This is a genomic window from Streptomyces sp. NPDC003327, assembly GCF_053589515.1.
On record NZ_JBSFSA010000011.1, the window covers coordinates 98,789 to 118,509 of the forward strand.

General features: G+C 74.4%; 15 protein-coding genes. 7 read left to right on the forward strand and 8 right to left on the reverse strand.

From position 1 onward, the window contains the following. Nucleotides 1–36 precede the first annotated feature (36 nt). From ACWDVG_RS13130 to ACWDVG_RS13140, 3 genes are all read left to right on the forward strand, one after another. Nucleotides 37–786: a GntR family transcriptional regulator gene (locus tag ACWDVG_RS13130; RefSeq protein ID WP_451699069.1), complete on the forward strand. Its 750-nt coding sequence runs from the start codon at nt 37–39 to the stop codon at nt 784–786. 148 nt (nt 787–934) lie between these two features. Continuing rightward, the gene (locus tag ACWDVG_RS13135) at nt 935–2,044 is read left to right on the forward strand and encodes an adenosine deaminase (RefSeq protein ID WP_451699071.1); all 1,110 of its coding nucleotides are present in this window, start codon (nt 935–937) and stop codon (nt 2,042–2,044) included. A 146-nt stretch (nt 2,045–2,190) separates the two neighbouring features. Continuing rightward, nucleotides 2,191–3,150: a pyridoxal-phosphate dependent enzyme gene (locus ACWDVG_RS13140; protein WP_451699205.1), complete on the forward strand. Its 960-nt coding sequence runs from the start codon at nt 2,191–2,193 to the stop codon at nt 3,148–3,150. Nucleotides 3,151–3,239: 89 nt separating this feature from the next. Here the strand turns inward: ACWDVG_RS13140 and ACWDVG_RS13145 are convergent, their stop codons facing one another. From ACWDVG_RS13145 to ACWDVG_RS13165, 5 genes are all read right to left on the reverse strand, one after another. Further along, nucleotides 3,240–4,184 (reverse strand): S66 peptidase family protein, encoded by a 945-nt coding sequence (locus ACWDVG_RS13145; protein WP_451699073.1) that lies wholly within the window; start codon nt 4,182–4,184, stop codon nt 3,240–3,242. Continuing rightward, nucleotides 4,181–6,217, reverse strand: a complete 2,037-nt coding sequence (locus ACWDVG_RS13150) for a prolyl oligopeptidase family serine peptidase (protein ID WP_451699207.1) — start codon at nt 6,215–6,217, stop codon at nt 4,181–4,183. Before ACWDVG_RS13150 ends, ACWDVG_RS13145 begins: the two co-directional genes overlap by 4 nt. Before the next feature lie 87 nt (nt 6,218–6,304). After that, complete coding sequence (locus ACWDVG_RS13155; protein WP_451699075.1) at nt 6,305–7,639, reverse strand: M20/M25/M40 family metallo-hydrolase; 1,335 nt, start codon at nt 7,637–7,639, stop codon at nt 6,305–6,307. Next, entirely contained in the window at nt 7,632–8,465 is an 834-nt protein-coding gene (locus ACWDVG_RS13160; protein ID WP_451699077.1) for a M55 family metallopeptidase, read from the reverse strand. The genes ACWDVG_RS13155 and ACWDVG_RS13160 overlap by 8 nt, the downstream gene beginning before the upstream one ends. A gap of 75 nt (nt 8,466–8,540) precedes the next feature. Beyond that, entirely contained in the window at nt 8,541–10,436 is a 1,896-nt protein-coding gene (locus ACWDVG_RS13165; RefSeq protein WP_451699078.1) for a hypothetical protein, read from the reverse strand. A 180-nt stretch (nt 10,437–10,616) separates the two neighbouring features. Here ACWDVG_RS13165 and ACWDVG_RS13170 point away from each other — a divergent pair, with 180 nt between their 5' ends. Next, nucleotides 10,617–11,930, forward strand: a complete 1,314-nt coding sequence (locus ACWDVG_RS13170) for a hypothetical protein (protein WP_451699080.1) — start codon at nt 10,617–10,619, stop codon at nt 11,928–11,930. A 17-nt stretch (nt 11,931–11,947) separates the two neighbouring features. On the opposite strand, the gene ACWDVG_RS13175 is transcribed toward ACWDVG_RS13170, so the two are convergent. Both ACWDVG_RS13175 and ACWDVG_RS13180 read right to left on the reverse strand, forming a co-directional pair. Further along, nucleotides 11,948–14,551: an MFS transporter gene (locus tag ACWDVG_RS13175; protein ID WP_451699082.1), complete on the reverse strand. Its 2,604-nt coding sequence runs from the start codon at nt 14,549–14,551 to the stop codon at nt 11,948–11,950. Nucleotides 14,552–14,787: 236 nt separating this feature from the next. After that, nucleotides 14,788–15,231: an SRPBCC family protein gene (locus tag ACWDVG_RS13180; protein WP_451699084.1), complete on the reverse strand. Its 444-nt coding sequence runs from the start codon at nt 15,229–15,231 to the stop codon at nt 14,788–14,790. Nucleotides 15,232–15,396: 165 nt separating this feature from the next. On the opposite strand from ACWDVG_RS13180, the gene ACWDVG_RS13185 reads away from it, so the two are divergent. From ACWDVG_RS13185 to ACWDVG_RS13195, 3 genes are all read left to right on the forward strand, one after another. Continuing rightward, a complete protein-coding gene (locus tag ACWDVG_RS13185; RefSeq protein ID WP_451699086.1) occupies nt 15,397–16,410 on the forward strand; it encodes an Rv2578c family radical SAM protein in 1,014 nt (337 codons plus the stop codon). A 115-nt stretch (nt 16,411–16,525) separates the two neighbouring features. Continuing rightward, nucleotides 16,526–18,211, forward strand: a complete 1,686-nt coding sequence (locus ACWDVG_RS13190; protein ID WP_451699088.1) for an alpha/beta fold hydrolase — start codon at nt 16,526–16,528, stop codon at nt 18,209–18,211. Between the two features lie 90 nt (nt 18,212–18,301). Continuing rightward, nucleotides 18,302–18,754, forward strand: a complete 453-nt coding sequence (locus ACWDVG_RS13195; protein WP_451699090.1) for a RidA family protein — start codon at nt 18,302–18,304, stop codon at nt 18,752–18,754. Between the two features lie 121 nt (nt 18,755–18,875). On the opposite strand, the gene ACWDVG_RS13200 is transcribed toward ACWDVG_RS13195, so the two are convergent. Next, a complete protein-coding gene (locus tag ACWDVG_RS13200; RefSeq protein ID WP_451699092.1) occupies nt 18,876–19,472 on the reverse strand; it encodes a HEAT repeat domain-containing protein in 597 nt (198 codons plus the stop codon). Nucleotides 19,473–19,721 lie beyond the last annotated feature (249 nt).

Below are 19,721 nucleotides of genomic sequence, written 5' to 3' on the forward strand. Positions count from 1 at the left end.
CCACGCAGGACGGAGCACCGAGGACGAGGAGGCGCCGTGGCGGTCAGCGGACACCGGCGACGGCCGGTCGTGGCGCTCTACGAACGCATCGCGGACGCCGTCCACGACGGCACCTTCCCGCCGGGCTCGACGCTCCCCTCCGAGCCGAAGCTCGCCGCCCGGCTGGGCGTGAGCAGGCCCGCGCTGCGCGAGGCCCTGCTGCTGCTCCAGGAGGACGGCCTCCTCACCGTACGGCGCGGGGTCGGCCGCACGGTGAACCCCCGACCGCCGCGGCGCGGGTTCGAGCACGTCCAGCCCCTGGAGGGGCTGATCGGGGCGGGTGAACCCCTGCGCGTACGGGCCCTGCTGCGGACCGTCGAGGAGCCCACCGACTTCACCACCCAGCACCTGCTCGCCCCGGTCTCCGCCGAGCTGCGCTTCTGGGAGTCCGTACTGACCGGGGAGGGCGCGGCGGCGGCCCTGAGCCACGAGTGGGCGGCGCCGGACGACGTGCTCGACGCGGCACATCCGGAGTTCGCCCGCGCGCTGCGGGCCGCGGCGCCGGACGCGGCGGTCTCCATGTTGTCGGTGCTCGTGGGCGCCTCGCGCGAGACGGCCCTCGGCGCGCACAGCGCCATCACGGCGACGCTGCTCGGGCGGCGGCGCGGGGAGCAGCTGGGGCGGCCGGCGGACACCCCGGCCGTGCTGGTCACCCAGGTCGTACGGGTCGGCGACACCCCGGTCCTGGCCGCCAAGCACATGCTGCCGACCGGCGCGCCCGCCCTTCCGGTGCTCCAGTCCCGCTGACCCGCCGCTCGACGCCCCGGCCCGTCCGCCCCGACGCCCGGCGCCACCGCCCCGCCGCCACGTCCTCACCGCCCCGACACCACGTCGCCGCTGCCCCGGTGCCGCGCGCCACAGCGCGCCTCACCCGGGTGGCGTACACTTCCCCGCCATGCACTTGTCTGACAACCCTGCCACGCCCGCCGACGCCTCCGCCGTCTCCGCCGTCTCTGCGGTCTCCGACTGGATCCGGCGCGCCCCCAAGGCCGTCCTCCACGACCACCTCGACGGCGGGCTGCGCCCCGCCACGATCGTCGAGCTGGCCCGGGAGTGCGGCTACACCGCGCTGCCGACCGAGGACCCGGCCGAGCTGGCGGTCTGGTTCCGGGACGCCGCCGACTCCGGTTCGCTGGAGCGGTACCTGGAGACCTTCGCCCACACCTGCGCGGTGATGCAGACCCGCGAGGCGCTGACCCGCATCGCGGCCGAGTGCGCCGAGGACCTGGCGGCGGACGGCGTCGTCTACGCCGAGATCCGCTACGCCCCCGAGCAGCACCTGGAGGGCGGCCTGACCCTCGACGAGGTGGTCGAGGCGGTGAACGACGGCTTCCGCGAGGGCGAGCGCCGCGCCGGCGGCCGCATCACCGTCCGCACCCTGCTGACCGGCATGCGCCACACCGACCGTTCCCTGGAGATCGCGCGGCTCACGGTCGCCCACCGGGACAACGGCGTGGCCGGCTTCGACATCGCCGGCGGCGAGATCGGCAACCCGCCGGCCCGCCACCTCCCCGCCTTCCAGCACCTGAAGCGGGAGAACTGCCACTTCACCATCCACGCGGGCGAGGCCGTCGGCGCGGAGTCGATCCACGAGGCCGTGCAGGTCTGCGGCACCGAGCGGATCGGCCACGGCGTGCGGATCACGGACGACATCGCCGAGGACGGCACCCTGGGCCGGCTCGCCGCGTACGTCCGCGACAACCGCATCGCCCTGGAGGTCTGCCCGACCTCCAACCTCCAGACGGGCGCCGCGAAGGACTACGCCTCGCACCCGATCGACGAGCTGCGGCGGCTCGGCTTCCGCATCACCCTGAACACCGACAACCGTCTGGTCTCCGGCACCACCATGAGCGAGGAGTTCCAGCACATGGTGGACGCGTTCGGTTACGGCCCCGAGGTCTTCGAGGAGTTCACGGTCGCCGCGCTGGAGGCCGCGTTCCTGCCGCTGCCGGAGCGGCAGCGTCTGATCGACGAGGTCGTGCGCCCCGGCTACGCAGCGCTCTGACCCACCCGCCTCGGGTACGGGGGCGGGGGCGGGGACCGGCACGCGCACGGCCCCCGCCCCCGCCCCTTCGCCGTAGGATGCTCGGACCGCCGCGCCGTGATCATCGGGGCCACGGCCGCGCGGACGAGGTGACGGAGGCAATCGTGCTGATCACTGTCGCGGATGTGGAAGACGCTGCCGCGCGGATCGCGGACCATGTCGTGCGGACCCCCACGGTGCCGAGCCCGGGACTCTCCGCCCTCCTCGGCACGCACGTCACCACGAAGCTGGAGCTGCTGCAGCGCACCGGCTCCTTCAAGGCGCGGGGCGCGGTGGCGAAGCTGCTGGCGCTCGGCGAGGCCGGGCGCGCGGCGGGGGTCGTCGCGGTGAGCGGCGGCAACCACGGCATCGCCGTGGCGTCCATGGCCGGGGCGCTCGGCGTCCGGGCCACGATCGTGATGCCGCGCTCCGCCCCGGCCCGCGCCGTGCGGGTCGCCGAGGGGGCGGGTGCGACGGTGCTGCTCGCCGAGACCATGGAGGAGGCCTTCGCGCTCGTGGACGAGCTGCGGGCCAAGGGGCTCGGCCTGGTGCACCCGTTCGACGACTCCCTCGTCGTCGCCGCCCAGGGGACGGTCGGCCTCGAACTCGCGGAGGACGCCGGGGAGCTCACCGACGTGCTCGTCAGCATCGGCGGCGGAGGGCTGATCTCCGGCGTCGCCACGGCCCTGGCGGCGCGGCGTCCCGGTGTACGGGTCTGGGGCGTGGAGACCGAGGGCGCGCGGGCCATGTCGGCCGCCCTCGCCGCGGGCCGGCCGGTCCCGGTGGAGCTGTCCTCGATCGTCTCGACGCTGAGCGCCCCCAGCGCCTCGCACCTCACCCACGCCCATGTGTCGGCGCTGGTCACCGATGTCCTCACGGTCACCGACGCCGAGGCCGTGCGCGGCACCCTCGACCTGGCCGAGCACGCGAAGCTGTGGGCGGAGCCCGCCGCGGGCTGCCTGCTGCCCGCGGCCCGCCGTGTCCTCGACCGGGTCGGCCCCGACGCCCGACTCGGCCTGGTGGTCTGCGGCGGCAACGTCTCGGCCGCCGACGTGACCACCTGGGCCGGCCGCTTCGGCCTCAACTGACCGTCCGGGACTGACCGGCCGGGACCGACGGGCCCGGACGGCGGCCCGTACAGCCGGTCGGTCCGGGCCGCCCGTACCGGCGGCGCGGCTCAGCGCAGCGCCGGTACGTCCAGGGTGAGCGTGCCGGCCTCCGCGTCGAGCACCCCGGGGACGCCGAGCGGCACGGTCAGGGCCGTCGGGCTGTGGCCGAAGCCCAGCTCCTCGACGACCGGGACGCCCAGGCCGCCGAGCCGGTCGAGGAACACCGCGCGCACGTCCTCGTACGGGCCGCACTCCTCCCACGACCCCAGCCCGATGCCCGCGACGCCGTCGAGCCAGGACGAGCGGAGCAGCTGGGTGAGGATCCGGTCGAGCCGGTACGGCTCCTCGCCGACGTCCTCCAGGAGGAGGAGCCCCCCGCGGGCCGAGGGGCGGGCGTGGGGGGTGCCGATGTCGGCGGCGAGCAGGCTGACGCAGCCGCCGAGGGTCACCCCGTGGGCCCGCCCGGGTATCAGGGGCCGGGCGGTGTCCAGGCCGAGCGTCAGGACGGTCTCGGGCGCGAAGAGCGTCGCGCGCAGCGACTCCTGGGTGCGGCGGTCGGACAGAAAGGTCCCGGCGGCGACCATCGGGCCGTGCAGGGTGGCGAATCCGGCGCGGACGGCGAGGGCTTCGTGCAGGACGGTGACGTCGCTGTAGCCGACGAAGGCCTTCGGGCCGGCGGCCCGGATCGCCGGCCAATCGACGAGGTCGACCATGCGCTGGGCGCCGTAGCCGCCGCGTGCGCAGAGCACGGCGTCGACGGTGGGGTCGCACCAGGCCGCGGTCAGGTCGTCGGCCCTGGCCCGGTCGGTGCCCGCGAGGTGGCCGAGGGTGTCGTGGGCCGCGAGGACGTGCGGGGCGACGACCGGCTCCAGGTCCCAGCCGCGCAGGACGTCGAGCCCCGCGTCGAGCCGGTCCCGGGGGACGGGTCCGCTGGGTGCGACGACCGCGACCCGCGACCCGGGGCGCAGCCGGGCGGGGCGGGCGGCGGCCCGCGTCGTACCGGCGCCGGTCATGTGCGCAGCTCCAGTTCGGTGAGGTCGTCGCGGTCGAAGCCGAAGACGCGGGCGTAGAGGGCGAGTTCGGCCTCCAGGGCACGGATCATGGTGTCGGCCCTGCGGAAGCCGTGGCCCTCGCCCTCGAAGGCGAGGTAGGCGTGCGGGACGCCCCGGCCCGCGGTACGGGCGAGGAAGCGCTCGGCCTGGGCGGGCGGGCAGATGACGTCGTCGAGTCCCTGGAGCAGCAGGAACGGTGTCGAGAGCCGGTCGACGTGCTCGACGGGCGAGCGCGCCGCGTACCGCTCGGGGACCTTGTCGAGCGGCCCGATCAGTCCGGTCAGGTACTGCGACTCGAAGTCGTGCGTCTCGTCGGTGGCCCAGCCCCGCAGGTCGAGGATGGGGTAGATGATCGTGCCGCAGGCGTAGACGTCGGTGGAGACGAGCGAGGCGGCGGTGGTCCAGCCGCCGGCGCTGCCGCCGCGGACGGCGAGGCGCGCGGGGTCGGCGGTGCCCTCGGCGGCGAGGGCGGTGGCGACGGCGGCGCAGTCCTCGACGTCGACCACGCCCCACTGCTCGCGCAGCCGCTCCCGGTACTCCCTGCCGTATCCGGTCGATCCGCCGTAGTTGACCTCGGCGACGCCGATCCCGCGCGAGGTGAAGTAGCTGATCTCCAGGTCGAGGACGAGCGGGGCGTGCCCGGTGGGTCCGCCGTGGGCCCAGATGACATAGGGCGGCCGCTCCCCCTCGGGCCCGGTGAAGCGTGGGTGGCGCGGCGGATACACCTGGGCGTGGATGTCGCGTCCGCCGGGGCCGGTGAAGGTGCGCAGGACGGGCTCGGGGTGGTGGGCGGGGTCGACGGCGTCGGTGTGGGCGGCGCCAACGACGCGGGCGTGACCCGTGCAGGTGTCGAGTTCGACGAGTTCGTAGGCGGTGTGCGGTCCCGCGGCGACGCCGATGACGCGGGTGCCGTGGACGGCGAGGGTGGAGGCCCATTCGGTCCAGGGCCCGACGGCGTCGACGAGGGTGCCGGTCTCGGGGTCGAGGATGCCGAGGGCGGTGGTCCCCTTGCCGTGGACGACGGCGATCAGGCCGTTCTCCAGCGGTTCGAACCAGGTGAGTCCGACCTTCCAGAGGGGTCCGGCGAACTCCTCGGCGCGGGGGCAGAGGGGGGTCGGCTCGTCGACGGTGCCGTCGGCCGCGATCCCGGCCCGGTAGAGGTTCCACCAGCCGGTGCGGTCACTGGTCAGGAGGAGCCGTCCGGTCGTGTCCCAGCCGACCTGGGGGATCGACTCGTCCGGTCCGCCGGCGACGGTCCGCTCGGCGTGGAGGGTGCCGTCGGGGGCGATGTCGGCGAGGCGTACCTCGGTGCCGTCCCATGGCATCCGGGGGTGGTCCCAGGCGAGCCAGGCGGCCCGGCGGCCGTCCGGCGAGAGCCGCGGTCCGGTGACGAACCGGTGCCGCCCGTCGCTGAGTTCGCGCACGGCCGCGCGGTTCGTCGCGGCGGAGCCGTCCAGGGGCACGGCGGCGATCACGCGCCGCACGTCGGTGGGGGCCGGGCCGGTGAACTCCTCCAGGACGCACCAGACCTCGCCGAGGTCGGCGCGGACGACCGGGTCCGCCCAGCGCAGCCCGCCGCCGACGGCCGAGACGGGGGTGAGCGGCCTGGGCTCCGCCGCCGGTCCGGCCTCCGGCTCGTAGGCGTACAGGCGCTGGTCGGGGAAGTGGCTGAAGACGAGGAGCGGTCCTCCGTCGGGCCGCTCGGCGGCGGCCCAGGGGCGGCCGCCGTACTCGATCACGCGGTTGCGGACGTTCCACGGCGGAGGCAGGAGGCTCTCCTCGGTGCCGTCGGCGCGTCGCCGCACGAGGGCGCGGCGACCGCCCTCGGCGGGCCGGGGCGCGGTCCACCAGAGTTCGTCGCCGACCATGCCAAGGAACTCGGGCCGCCCGTCGCCGGCCGCGGCGAGCGCGGCGTCGACGGGCGAGGGCCACGTGCCGTACGGGGCCTCGGTCTTCGGTGCGGCCCCGGTCGTCCGTACGGTGTCGCCGGTCATGGTCGTCTCTCCCCCGGTCACGGTCTTTCCTCCCCCTGTGCGTGCTGTGCGTGGCCCGTGCGCTGCGTGTGACGTGGTGCGTGCTGTCTACGCGGTTCTCAGATAGTGGTCGAGCACGCGTACCCCGAAGTGCAGGGCGTCCACCGGGACCCGCTCGTCGACGCCGTGGAAGAGCGCCCCGTAGTCGAGTTCCGGGGGCAGCCGGAGCGGCGAGAAGCCGTAGCCGGTGATGCCGAGCCGGGAGAACTGCTTGGCGTCGGTGCCGCCGGACATCGTGAACGGCACGACGTGCCCGGCCGGGTCGAAGCGCTCGACGGCGGCCCTGAGCTTGGCGAAGGTCGGCGAGTCGACCGGGGCCTCGAGGGGCACTTCGCGGTGGTGGAACTCCCACTCCACGTCCGGCCCGGTGAGCCGGTCCATGGTCGCGACGAACTCCTCCTCGGTGCCCGGCAGCAGTCGGCCGTCGACGTAGGCCACGGCCTGGCCGGGGATGACGTTCACCTTGTACCCGGCGTCCAGCATCGTCGGGTTGGCGCTGTTGCGGACGGTGGGGGCGACGAGCGCCGCGGCGGGGCCGAGCTTGTCGAGGAGCAGGTCGACGTCGACGTCCGGTGCGCCCGTGTCGACCTCGATGCCGTACAGCTCGGCGAGTTCGGTGAGGGCGGCGCGGACGGTCGCCGTGAGCCGGACCGGCCAGGTGTGCGCACCGATCCGGGCGACGGCGGAGGCGAGCCGGGTGACGGCGTTCGCCGTGTTCACCTTGGAACCGTGTCCGGCGCGGCCGCGGGCGGTGAGTTTGAGCCAGGCGGTGCCCCGCTCGCCCGCGGCGATCGGGTACAGGGTGGTGCCGGGCTGCGGGTGGAAGCTGAACGCACCGGACTCGCTGATGCCCTCCGTGCACCCTTCGAAGAGCGTGGCGTGCCGGTCGGCGAGGAAGCCGGAGCCGTCCTCGGCGCTGTCCTCCTCGTCCGCGGTGTAGGCGAGGACGATGTCGCGCCGGGGCCGCACGCCCTGACGGGCCCAGGAGCGGGCGACGGCCAGGACCATCGCGTCCATGTTCTTCATGTCGACGGCGCCGCGTCCCCAGACGACGCCGTCCCTGACCTCGCCGGAGAACGGGTGGACGGCCCAGTCGGCGGGCTCGGCCGGCACCACGTCCAGGTGTCCGTGGACGAGGAGTGCGTCGGCCGAGGGGTCGGTACCGGGGATGCGGGCCACCACGTTCGTGCGGCCGGGGGTCCGCTCCAAAAGGGTCGGTTCGAGGCCGGCGGCGGCGAGCCGCTCCGCCACGTACTCGGCGGCCGGGCGCTCACGGCAGTCGCCGCCGCCCCGGTTGGTGGTGTCGATGCGGATGAGTTCGGAGGTGAAGGTGACCACCTCGTCGAGCGCGGTCGCGTCCGGACCCCGGTTCTCCTCAGCCATACTGCTCCTCCACGGCGGCGGAGACGATGGTCGTGACCGCCTTGAACGTGCGGATTGCCTCGTACATCGTCTCGTGCGTGTACGCGACGCGCCGCTCGCCGCTCCGCGCCACGCCGGGAACCACCGTGGCGGCGGCGCCCAGGTGCTCTGCGTCGAACTCCACCTCCACGGTGTGGGGTCCGGCGTGGACCGGCGCGTGGCGGACGGCGAGGGAGGCGGCGTCCTTCGCCGCCGCGCGGATGTCGGCGGCCGTCCGCGCCGGGGTGCGGCACACCGCCGCGTACCGCGACACGTGGTCCTTGACGGCCACCTTGCGTGCCTCGGGCGCGTACCCGAGGGCGTCCTCACAGGTCAGGTCGTCGCCGGTGACGAGGATGACGGGGACGCCGTACTCGGCGACCACTCGGGCGTTGAGAAGGCCCTCGCTCGCCCGCACGCCGTTCAACCAGACACCGGTGATGGAGTTGGCGAGGTAGGTGTGCGCGAGGACCCCCTCGGCGCCCGCTCCGGTGTGGTAGCCGACGAAGGCGATCCCGTCGACGTCCCCGTGCTGCACGCCCTCGACCATGGAGAGCGACTTGTGCCGGCCGGTGAGCATCTCGGTCCGCTCGTCCAGTCTCTCCAGGAGCAGGTTCCGCATGGTCCAGTGCGCTTCGTTGACGACGACCTCGTCGGCGCCGCCGTCGAAGAAGCCGAGCACGGCCGCGTTCACGTCGGAGGTGAACATGGCGCGGCACCGCTCCCACTGGGGCGTGCCGGGCAGCACGTCGGCGGGCCAGGTCACACCGGTCGCGCCCTCCATGTCGGCGCTGATCAGGATCTTCATGTCTGGCACCGTACGCGCCGCCCGGCAGCGTCACCACCCCTGTGGATAACCGTCGTTGGAGTGGACCTCTGACGCTCACCGGGACGGCGGTACGGGACGTGGCGGCGGTTCCGGAAAGGACCGGGGATCCGCTGCGGCCAGCCGCTCGAGCGCCGCCGCGGCGCGCGCCGCGGGCGGTGTGCCGTCGTCGGGCAGCCGCCACAGGAACTGGCGCGACTCCGGCTCGGCGCCCGCGGGACCGATGCCCTCCGGCGCGACTCCCGTAGGACCGGTGGCCTCCGGCTCGGCGCCGCCGGCGGGACCGGCACCGCCGTCCGGACGAGGGCCGTCGGGGCCGGTTCCGCCCAGGGGCGGGCCGGTGAAGGTGACGACCGTCGTGTCCGGGTCGGCGAAGTCCGTGCTGATCCAGCCCCGCCGCAGGCCCCAGCGGGTGAGGAGGTCCGGCCGGTCCCGCAGTCCGGCGGCGATCAGCCGGGCGGTGGTGCGGGCGGGCCACGTCCAGGTCCGGTCGTCCTCGGCGCGGGCGATCTCGGCGTCGTACGCCTCGGCGTCGAAGCGGTACGCGGGGAGGCCGGGCGGCCCCGCAGGCCCGCCGGGGCGCTTCCAGTCGCTCCACACGACGTGCGGGCCCTCGCGGCGGATCGTGACGTAGAGCGCGCCGCAACAGCCCTCGGTGCAGTACGCCTCGGCGAGCCGCACCTCGCGCGCCTCGGGCGCGGCCCGCAGCAGGCCGCCGTCGACGACCCGCTCGGGCGTGTCGCCCGGACCGGCCCCGAAGGCCTCGGGGACGACGGGGCGGCCGTCGATCAGGAACCGCGTCTCCACCACGTCCGGGTCCCCCGGGTCGGCGACGGCGACCTCGACCCGCAGCCGGGGCGTCGTCCCGGCGGGCCCCCGGGAGCGGGTGGCCTCGCGCAGCCCCCGGACCGTGCGCCGCACCCAGTCGGCGCGCCGCCGCTCCGCCGCGTCGGCCGGGGCGGTTCCCGGCCCGTCGACCAGGTCGAGCAGGGTACGGACGAGTGCGGTGCGGCGGCCCGGCGGCCAGTCGAGGAGATACGAGGCCCCGCTGTGCAGGTCCTGCGCCAGGGTCAGCAGCCGGGCCCGCTGCCCGACGTCCCGGGGCAGCCGGTGGGCCCGGGCGGCGACGGTCTCGTACAGGGCGACGGCGTCCGCGTACGCGAGGATCTCGGCGCGGTACTCCCGCGAGCTGGTCATCCGGCCGAGCAGGAAGACGGCGGTCGCGAGGAGCCGCGGGTCGGCACCGTCGGGGTCGTGGTCGCCGGCCAGGAGCCCCACGAGGTCCGTGGCCTCCGCGACGCCGCGGGCGATCTGCGGGCCGACGGTCCGGTGGCCGCGCGGCAGCTCCAGGAGACGGGCGAGCGCGGCCGGCCGGTCCCCCGCGTACAGGGCCTCGACGAGTCCGCGCAGCTCCTCGCCGCGTACGCGGTCGTTCAGGCGGACGAGCGCGGCGGCGGCGGGGGCGAGGGGCGCGAGGGCAGCGTCGACGTTCCGGGCCAGGCCGTCGAGCAGCCCGAGCGCGGAGAGGTACGGGACGTCCTCGGGTTCGCCGTGCCGGACGAGGAGGCCGAGCCCCGCGGAGACGGCCTGGACGGTCGTTCCGGTACGGACGAGAGCGCGGCCCAGGGCGCGGGCGGCGGTCGCGTCGGGTGGTGCGAGGGCCGCGGCGGCAGGGAAGACGATCTGCTCCCGGAGGCCCGTCGCGGCGAGGGCGCGCTCCGCCTCGACGGCGGCGGCGGCCGGATCGGGTGCGGCGAGGAGGGGGATCAGCAGGTCGGCGACGGCGGCGCGGGCCTCGCGGTACGGGAGGACGGCGCCGCACGTGCGCGGGGGCCGTGCCGTGTCGGGAAGGGGGTGCCCGCCCGGGGGCGGCGGGGCCTCGGGGGCGGCGGCGCGCAGTCGGCCGACGTAGGCGTGGAGGGCGAGCGGCGTGCGCTCGTGCGGGGCGCTCACCGCGCGGGGTGACACTCGATTCCGTAGGTCATGGCGGCATCCTGCCCGCCCCCGTCGGCGGCTGCCAGCGATTTTCCGATGATCTCGAAAATCGTCTTCGGAATCGGGCGAAACATCGTCAACGGGTGCGTATAGGCTGTCGGCCGCTGTTGTCGTACCCGACCTTTCGGAGAGCTCTCGGTGACCATCGCCCTCGACCCGTCCGACACCTCCCCCGCAGGCGCCAACGACGTTACGGCCACGGACCTCATGGCCGTGGACGCCGCCGCCGTGGCCGAGGAGCCCGAGTTCTGGGTGCCGACGCAGGAGCCGCAGACCCCGGCCGGCCACGACGACGCACCCGAAGGCGAGGCGCACGACGCGGCCGGGGACGCCCACCGCGACGACACGACCGACGACACGACCGACGACACGGCCGAGGACGTCGTGACCGACGACGCGGCCGAGGACACGACCGAGGACACGGACCGCGACGACACGGAGAACGGCACGGCCGTGGACGCCGATCCCGTCGTCGTCCGGGACGCCCATGACTTCGGCGTGTACGCGCGGACCGGCGGCTGGGCCTTCGCGCTCAAGGTCGCCCGGAGCGTGCGGCCGGGCGGGCAGGCGGCCGAGGGCACGGCCCGCGTCAAGGTGTCGGCGAAGGCCTTCGCCGCGCTCGCGGGCTGCTCCCCCGAGCGGGTCATGCGCTACTACCGGGCCTGGGACATGGCGGCCGACGACGGTCTGGTCCCGCAGTTCGAGGTCCTGGTTCCCGGCGAGGACGTCGAGCTGCCCGACGCGGACGTCTGGCTCTCGTACTACGCCTCCCGCAACAGCGCCTCCTCGGTGCGGGGCCAGGCGATCACGGCCGCCGCCGAGGCGGAGGGCATCCGTCCGACGAAGGCCCTCGAGGTGGCCGAGAACCCGACGGCGCTGCGGGCCGCGATCCTGGCCGACCCCGGGACGGCGGAGGCCGCGCGCGGTGCGCTGCTCGACCGGATGAAGGAGGACCCGGCCCTCCAGACGGAGATGGCCCGTGCAATCGCCAGGACCGACGACCTGAAGAAGGCGGTGGCGAGCGAGGCGAAGGCGGCCGACCGGATCGGTTACGTCCGCCAGATCGTCGAGAACGGCCGGATCAGGACGCCCGCCGGGCAGACGGTGGAAGCGCCGCAGGAGCTGCGCGCCGAGGCGGAGCGGCACCTGTCGCTCATCGACGAGCTCGACGACTCCGAGGAGGCGGGCGAGTGGGCCGGTGAGGCGTACGACGCGGTGAAGGGCCTGGTCGCGAAGGTCGTCGAGGAGGACCCCGCGCTGCGGGTCCAGGAGCGCCGCACCAAGTTCTACAACAGCCTGCAGAAGGCGACGAAGGTCTTCGAGGAGCTGACGCTCGACGAGGTGATGGAGGAGGACATCTACGAGGCCGACATGCTCCAGCGCCTCGAAGCCCTCCAGGAGGCGATCGGCACCTGCATCAGCGCGCTGCGCAAGGCGACGACCACCTCCTGAGACCCGGGAGGAGGCCCTCAGTCCTGGTGGCCGAGCTGGAGGTCGCGCTCGGTGCGGCCGCCGCCCGCCATCTGGAGGACCGTGGCGACGGGCGGGTACCCGGCGGCGATGACCGTGTACTCGCCGGAGGACAGGTCCACGAAACGGAAGGTGCCGTCGGCGCCGGTGGTGAGGGTGTCGACGACGTTCCCGGCCGCGTCGAGCAGGGTCACCCGGGCGTCCTCCACGGGCCGCCCTCCCCCGGCCCGCACGGTGCCGCGCAGGACCGCGCCGCCCGCGAGCTCGATGTCCTGCCGGGTCTCGCGGGAGGCCTGCACGCTGACGGGGAGCGCGGCGGGCCGGAAGGCGGGGGCGCTGGCGGCGAGGGTGTACTCGCCCGCGACCAGTTCGCTGATGACGTACCCGCCCTCGCGTCCGCTGCGCGTGGAGGCGACGACCTCGCCGCGCACGTCGGTGAGGGTGACGGCCGCGTCCCGTACGGGCGTGCCGTCGGCGGTGAGGACGGCGCCGGCGAGCCGCCCGGCTCCGCCGAGGACGACGTCGAGTTCGACCGGGCGGTCGCCGACGGTGACGGAGACGGCCTGCGGCTGGTGCCCGCCGGCGGCGGCGATCAGCACGTACGAGCCGGTGCCGGGGACGCTCAGCGCGTACCGCCCGTCCTCGCCGCTCGCGCCGCGGCCGACCTGACGGCCCTGGACGTCGATGAGGGTGAGGGCGGCCCGCGGCACCCTGCTGCCGTCGGGGTGCTGGACGGCTCCGCAGACGGCGACGCCGGAGTGGATCCCGGGATGCGGCCCTGCGACGGCCACGGGAGCGGCCACGGGAGCGGCTGCGGGGGCGGCGTGGCGGGCGTGGGGGACCGCCTGGGCGCCGGTGTCGGCGTAGGCGCCCGCGTAGGCGCCCGCGTAGGCGCCCGCGTGGGTGGCGTCGGGGTGGGCCTCGGTGGCGGGTGCGGGGCTGTGGTGGGACACCAGCGGTTTCTCCTTGAGGAAGAAGGCGAGGACGAGGCCGAGCACGAGGACCGGCACGAGGTAGAGGAAGATCCGCGGCATCGCCTCCGCGTACGCCTGGATGTACGCGTCCCTCAGGACCGGCGGCAGCGTGTGCACCGTCTGCGGGGTGATCGACTCGGCGGGCGGGAGGGAGGCGGCGGCGCCCCCGGGCGAGGCGGCGCCCCCGGCCGTGGCGAGTCCGGCGAGGCGGTCGCCGAGGGCGTCGTCGAGGCGCGAGGCGAAGAGCGTGCCGAAGATCGCGGCGCCGACGCTGCCGCCGATCTGGCGGAAGTAGTTGTGGGCGCTGGTGGCGGTGCCGAGGTCGGAGGGGCGGACGGAGTTCTGCACGGCCAGCACCAGGACCGGCATGACGAGGCCGATGCCGACGCCGAGGACGGCCTGCCAGAGGCTGTGCGTGAGGCGGGGGGTGTCGGCGTCCATGCGGGAGAGCAGCCACATGCCGAGGACGGAGAGGACGCCGCCGGCCACGGGGTGGACCTTGTAGCGGCCGGTGCGGGTGATGAGCTGCCCGGAGACGATGGAGGCGACGACGATCCCGCCCATCAGGGGCAGCATCAGCAGCCCCGACTCGGTGGCGGTGGCACCCTCGACCATCTGGAGGAAGGTCGGGAGGTAGCTGGCCGCGCCGAACAGCGCGATGCCGACGACGGCGCCGACGAGGGCGGTGACGGAGAAGACGGAGTCGCGGAACAGCCGCAGCGGGATGAGGGGTTCGGGCGCGAAGTGCTCGACGACCAGGAAGAGCAGGGCGGTTCCGGCGGCGCCGCAGCCGAGGCCGATGATGACCCGGGAGTCCCAGGCGTACTCGGTGCCGCCCCAACTGGTCAGCAGGACCAGGCAGGTGGAGGCGGCGGCGAGGAGGAGGGTGCCGAGGACGTCGAAGCGGGCGCGCTTGACCGGCTTCGGCAGCTTGAGCACGGTGGCGACGACGGCGAGAGTGACGAGCCCGAAGGGCACGTTGAAGTAGAAGCACCAGCGCCAGGAGACGTGGTCGGTGAAGAAGCCGCCGAGCAGCGGGCCCGCGACGGAGGCGAGCCCGAAGGCGGCGCCGATCAGGCCCATGTAGCGGCCGCGTTCCCGGGAGGGGACGATGTCGGCGATGATCGCCTGGACGCCGATCATGAGGCCGCCGGCGCCGACGCCCTGGAGGGCGCGGAAGGCGATGAGCTCGTCCATCGTGCGGGACCAGCCGGCGAGTCCCGAGCCGATGACGAAGACGACGATGGCGAAGAGGAAGACGCCCTTGCGGCCGAGGAGGTCGCCGAGCTTGCCGTAGACCGGCAGACCGATGGTGGAGGTCAGCAGATAGGCGGTGATCGCCCAGGACATCCGGTCGAGGCCCTGGAGTTCGCCGACGATCCGCGGGAGGGCGGTGGCGACGATCATCTGCTCCAGGGCGGCGAGGAGCAGCGCGAGCATCAGGCCGCAGAAGACGAGCCGGACCCGACGGGGGTCGAGGGCGGGATCGGCGCCGGACGCGGCCCCCGGCCCCGCCCCGGGGCCTGCTCCCCGGCCGGAGCCCGGGTCGGCGGGGGGCGGCGGAGCGCCCGCGGGGAGCGGTTCCCCGCCCGCGCCCTCGGCGTCCTTCACCAGCGTGATCGCACCCACGTACTGCTCCCCTCGTCGCGGCCTCTGCGCGGCTCATTCTTCGCATCGGGCGCGAAGCGGGAGCAAGTCGGGCGGTACGGGCGGACGGTGGGGGACGGGGTGCCTAACGGCCCTGCGCGACGGCGCACTTGGGTCGCTCATCAGCGCCTTTACGAAAGCCCCCGCGCCCCCTCGACGCAACGGGCGCCGGTACGGGGACGCGGGGAATCCACTCGAATCGGTGAACGCTCCGGGCGTTACTTCTCGGTCTCGGCGGCGAGCCTGTCGAGGACGGCGTCGTAGATCCGCGCCAGGCCCTTGGGGGCGAAGGTCCGCTCGAAGAAGCCGCCGACGCCGCCGGCGCCGTTCCAGACGGTGGTGACGACGGCGCGGGACTTGCCCTCTCCGGCGGGGGTCACGGTCCAGGTGGTGACCATGGAGGAGTTGCGGTCCTTCTCGACGAGCTGCCCGTTGGTGGGCTCGGTGACCTCCAGGAGGCAGTCGCGGACGCGCTTGCTCGTGGCCTGGAGCTTCCAGTGGACGAGGGTGCCCTCGCCGTCGCCGCCCTCGCGCACCTCGTACTCGCTGAAGTGCTCCGGGAGCAGCTTCGCGCGCGTGCCGCTGTAGTCGGCCAGCGTGTCGAACACGGTCTCCGCGTCCGCCGCGATGATCCGTTCCGTCGTGGCCTCGACCTGCGCCATCGCAATTCCTCCAGCTCGTGGTTCGTCGGGGGTGTGGGCCAAGCGAACCACGTGCGCCCCGGGGCGCGAAATCCGGGTTGCAACGATCAAGAGAACAGGTGTTCTATTCTGGCCTCGAACGCACGAGCGAGTCCGCTCGTGACCCGATCGACCGAGGAGGCGTCCATGCGCTGGGACCATCTGGGCGAGACCCCGCCCGCGCCCGCCGACATCGCCCTGTTCGGCACGGACGCGGTCACGACCCGCACCTTCGACACCCCCGAGTTCCGGGGCATCACCTTCCACGAGGTGCGCGCCCGCTCGATCCTCAACCGGGTGCCGGGCGCCTCCCGGATGCCCTTCGAGTGGACGGTGAACCCCTACCGGGGCTGCACGCACGCGTGCGTGTACTGCTTCGCCCGCAAGACCCACAGCTACCTGGACCTCGACACCGGAATCGGCTTCGACTCCCAGATCGTCGTCAAGATCAACGCTCCCGAGCTGCTCGTCCGGCAGCTCGCCTCCCCCCGCTGGGAGGGCGCGCACGTCGCCATGGGCACCAACGTCGACTGCTACCAGCGGGCCGAGGGCCGGTACCGCCTGATGCCCGGCATCCTCACCGCCCTGCGCGACCGGGCCAACCCCTTCTCCATCCTCACCAAGGGCACGCTGATCCTGCGCGACCTGGAGCTGCTCACCCAGGCCGCACAGGTCACGGAGGTCGGCGTCTCCGTCTCCGTCGGCTTCACCGACCCGGAGCTGTGGCGGACGGTCGAACCCGGCACCCCCTCCCCGCAGCGCCGCCTCGACGTCGTCCGCACGCTCGGCGACCACGGCATCGGCTGCGGGGTGCTCATGGCCCCCGTGGTGCCCTTCCTCGGCGACCGCCCCGAGCAGCTGCGCGAGACCGTGCGCGCCATCGCCGAGGCGGGCGCGACCTCCGTCACGCCCCTCGTGCTCCATCTGCGCCCCGGCGCGCGCGAGTGGTTCCTGCAGTGGCTGGGGCAGCACCACCCCGGTCTTGTCCCGCGCTACGAGCGGATGTACGGCTCCGGGGCCTACGCGCCGACGTGGTACCAGCGCCGGATCACCCGTCAGGTGCACGAGTTCGCCGTCGAGTTCGGCATCGGGCCCGCCCGCCGGGGCGAGACACCCGCACCGGCACCAGCACCGGCACCGGAGCAGTTGACGCTGCTCTGAGGAGGCGCCCGGACGCTGACACCCCGTCGGACGGTTCGTGCGCGTTCTCCGTCCGTTCGGGTCAACTCTGGCCGAAACAGGTCCTTTCAGCGCTGCCATGGGACAGAAAGGCCCCATGACCACACGCGCAGGAATGCTGATCGCCGCTGGGGCGCTGGTCGCCGGGACGGTCACCGTCCTGCCCGCCGCCGCAGCCGGACCCGCCGAACCCGCCCCCCGCCCGCTCCCCCCGCTCACCTGGACCGGCTGCGCCACCAAGGCGTACCCGAAGCTCCAGTGCGCGACGCTCGACGTGCCGCTGAACCACGACGATCCGGCCGGGCGGAGCATCACCCTCGCCCTCACCCGGATCCCGCACACCGCCAGGACCTTCCAGGGCCCGCTCCTGGTCAACCCGGGCGGACCCGGCGGCAGCGGGCGCGGGATGGCCGGGTACGTGGCGGCCTCGCTGCCCCCGAAGGTGGCCGCCGAGTACGACGTGATCGGCTTCGACCCGCGCGGCGTCGGCAAGAGCGAGCCCGCGCTCGACTGCAAGCCGGGCCACTTCGCGCCCGTACGGCCCGACTCGGTGCCGCGCGGGGCGGACGGCGAGCGGGTGGCCGTGGAGCGGGCCCGCGCCTTCGCCGCCGCGTGCGGCGAGAGGCACGCCGACGTCCTGCCGTACATCGACACCGTCAGCACGGCCCGTGACCTCGACCGCATCCGCCGCGCGCTCAACGCACCGAAGATCAACTACCTCGGCTACTCGTACGGCACCTACCTCGGCGCCGTCTACGCCCGGCTCTACCCGGAGCGGGTGCGGCGGATGGCGCTGGACTCCGTCGTGAACCCGCACGGCGTCTGGTACGAGGACAACATCGCGCAGGACTACGCCTTCGACACCCGCCACAAGGACTTCATGGCCTGGGTGGCGAGGAACGACTCCGTGTACCGGCTGGGCAGCGACCCGGACGCGGTCGAGGCCGCCTGGTACCGCATGCGCGAGGCGGTGCGCGCCGAGCCCGCGGGCGGGAAGGTCGGCCCCGGCGAACTGGAGGACACCTTCCTGCCCGGCGGTTACTTCGACGGTTACTGGCCCCGCCTCGCGAGCGCCTTCTCGGCGTACGTCAACGACGGGGACGCGGCGCCGCTCACGCAGGCGTACGAGCGGTACGGCGAGGCCGACGCCTCCGCCGACAACGGCTACTCCGTCTACACGAGCGTGCAGTGCAGGGACGCGGCCTGGCCCCGGGACTGGAACGTGTGGCGCAAGGACAGCTGGGACGTGCACGCCAAGGCGCCCTTCTCCACATGGAACAACGCCTGGTACAACGCGCCGTGCGCGTTCTGGCCCGTGGACTCGCTCACACCGCCGGACGTCACCAACGACCAGGTCCCGCCGGTCCTCGTCCTCCAGGCGACGGACGACGCCGCGACCCCGTACGAGGGCGGGGTGGCCCTGCACCGCCTGATCCGCGGTTCCAGCCTGGTCGTCGAGGAGGGCGGCGGGAACCACGGCGTGAGCCTCGGCGGCAACGCGTGCCTGGACGGCCATCTGGCCACGTACCTGGCGACGGGCAGGGTGCCGCGCGGCGAGCAGGGCTCGGAGGTCGACGCGGTGTGCGCGGCGCTCCCGGAGCCGAAGGCCGAGCTCGTGAAGGCGGCACCCACGCCGAAGCCGCCGAAGGAGACGGAGACGACGGAGCCCCGGAAGGAGGGCGCCGGGCAGCGGGCCGGGATCCCCGCCGCGCCGTCCGCTCCCGCCGGGTCCTCGGAGCCGGCCGGGACCGCACTGCACGGGTTCCTCGGCCACGTGCGCTGACCCTGGCGGCCGAGGCGTCCGACCGTGCCCGCGTCCCGGGAAGCACCGGGGGCGCGGGCACTGTCAGTGGCGTGCGCGAGGATGTGGGGCATGACGAGCCACCTCACGCACCTGCCCGCACCCGACGGCGTCGCCGCCAGCCCCCAGTACAGCCACGTCGTCTGGGGCACCGGTCGCTTCGTCGCGATATCCGGGCAGTGCGCCCTGGACGCCTCGGGCGCGGTCGTCGGGGTGGGCGACGCGGCGGCCCAGGCGCACCAGGTCTTCGCCAACCTCGCCCGCTGCCTGGAAGCGGCGGGTGCCGGTTTCGGGGACGTCGTGAAGCTGACCTACTTCGTCACGGACGTGGCGCATCTCCCCGCGGTACGGGAGGCGCGCGACGCGCACTTCGCGGGGACGCCCCTTCCGGCCAGCTCGGCGGTGCAGGTGTCGGCGCTGGTCAGGCCGGAACTGCTGGTGGAGATCGAGGCGTTCGCGCTCGTGCCCGAGGAGACCGGGACGGCGTCGGACGGCGCCGGTGCGGAGCTTCGACTGGTGCGCTGACACCACCGCTCGCCCGACCGGCTGCTCCCGCGACCCGGCCGCCCGCACCCCGTGAGCCGCCGTTCCCCCGACCCGGCCGCCGTCCCCGGTGAGCCGCCGGGTCCCCCGGCCCGTCGGGCGCTCAGCTGCCGAGCCGGGCCAGGGACCGAGCGGCGGCGGGGCCGAGGCGGGGGTGCGGGAGCGCGGCCTCCAGGGCGGGGCGGGCGCGCGGGTCCCCCAGGGCGCCAAGGCCTTCGACGCAGGCGAGCCCGACCCGCCAGTGCGGGTCGTCGGCGGGGAGCCGCCGTTCGAGGACGGCGATCAGGGCGGGCACGGACTCGGGGGCGCGCAGGTCCGCGAGGAGCCGGACCGGCAGGAGGGCGTAGCCGACCCGCAGTTCGTTGGTGGCGAGGGCCGCGGCGGCGCGGGCCGTGCGCGGGTCGCCGAGCCGTACGAGCGCGTGGGCGGCGGTGACGCACCGCTCGGGGTCGCGGTGGTTGAGGAGGAGGACGAGCGCCTCGAAGGCGCGGGGGTCTCCGGCGAGGCCGAGCCGGAAGGCGGCGATCTCGCGGGCCCAGAGCGGCCGGCCCGGCGCGGTGAGGACCCGGTGGAGTTCTTCGGGGTCGTCGGTCGCGGCGAGTTCCGCGAATGCCGCCGGAACTTCTCCGGAGTCATTCTCGATCTCGTCCCGCAATCGATCGATCATCGAGCAGAATTCCGGATCCTCGGCGATTTCCATGAATCCGAGCCTATCCGCGATCCAGATCACACTTTCTCAACTTCCCGGGACTGGCGCGCTCGTTACCGGCCGGTTAGTCTCAGGTGAGCGGGCAAACCCCGCACTTCCCATGACGGCCTGGTGACGCAGCCGTCGTGGGTGCAGGTCGGTTCGGCAGTTCTCGACGTGACTCCGGGACAGGGTCCGTCGCTCCTTTCTCCGCGGGCCCCCGCCGCTTTTCCAGGCGCTCGCCCTCGCCCTTCCTCCGCG

Bases quoted from the DNA above. Each gene is read 5' to 3' on its own strand.
- ACWDVG_RS13135 (WP_451699071.1), top strand. From the start codon at position 935: ATGCACTTGTCTGACAACCCTGCCACGCCCGCCGACGCCTCCGCCGTC.
- ACWDVG_RS13145 (WP_451699073.1), bottom strand. From the start codon at position 4,184: ATGACCGGCGCCGGTACGACGCGGGCCGCCGCCCGCCCCGCCCGGCTG.
- ACWDVG_RS13150 (WP_451699207.1), bottom strand. From the start codon at position 6,217: ATGACCGGCGACACCGTACGGACGACCGGGGCCGCACCGAAGACCGAG.
- ACWDVG_RS13155 (WP_451699075.1), bottom strand. From the start codon at position 7,639: ATGGCTGAGGAGAACCGGGGTCCGGACGCGACCGCGCTCGACGAGGTG.
- ACWDVG_RS13160 (WP_451699077.1), bottom strand. From the start codon at position 8,465: ATGAAGATCCTGATCAGCGCCGACATGGAGGGCGCGACCGGTGTGACC.
- ACWDVG_RS13180 (WP_451699084.1), bottom strand. From the start codon at position 15,231: ATGGCGCAGGTCGAGGCCACGACGGAACGGATCATCGCGGCGGACGCG.
- ACWDVG_RS13185 (WP_451699086.1), top strand. From the start codon at position 15,397: ATGCGCTGGGACCATCTGGGCGAGACCCCGCCCGCGCCCGCCGACATC.
- ACWDVG_RS13190 (WP_451699088.1), top strand. From the start codon at position 16,526: ATGACCACACGCGCAGGAATGCTGATCGCCGCTGGGGCGCTGGTCGCC.
- ACWDVG_RS13195 (WP_451699090.1), top strand. From the start codon at position 18,302: ATGACGAGCCACCTCACGCACCTGCCCGCACCCGACGGCGTCGCCGCC.
- ACWDVG_RS13200 (WP_451699092.1), bottom strand. From the start codon at position 19,472: ATGGAAATCGCCGAGGATCCGGAATTCTGCTCGATGATCGATCGATTG.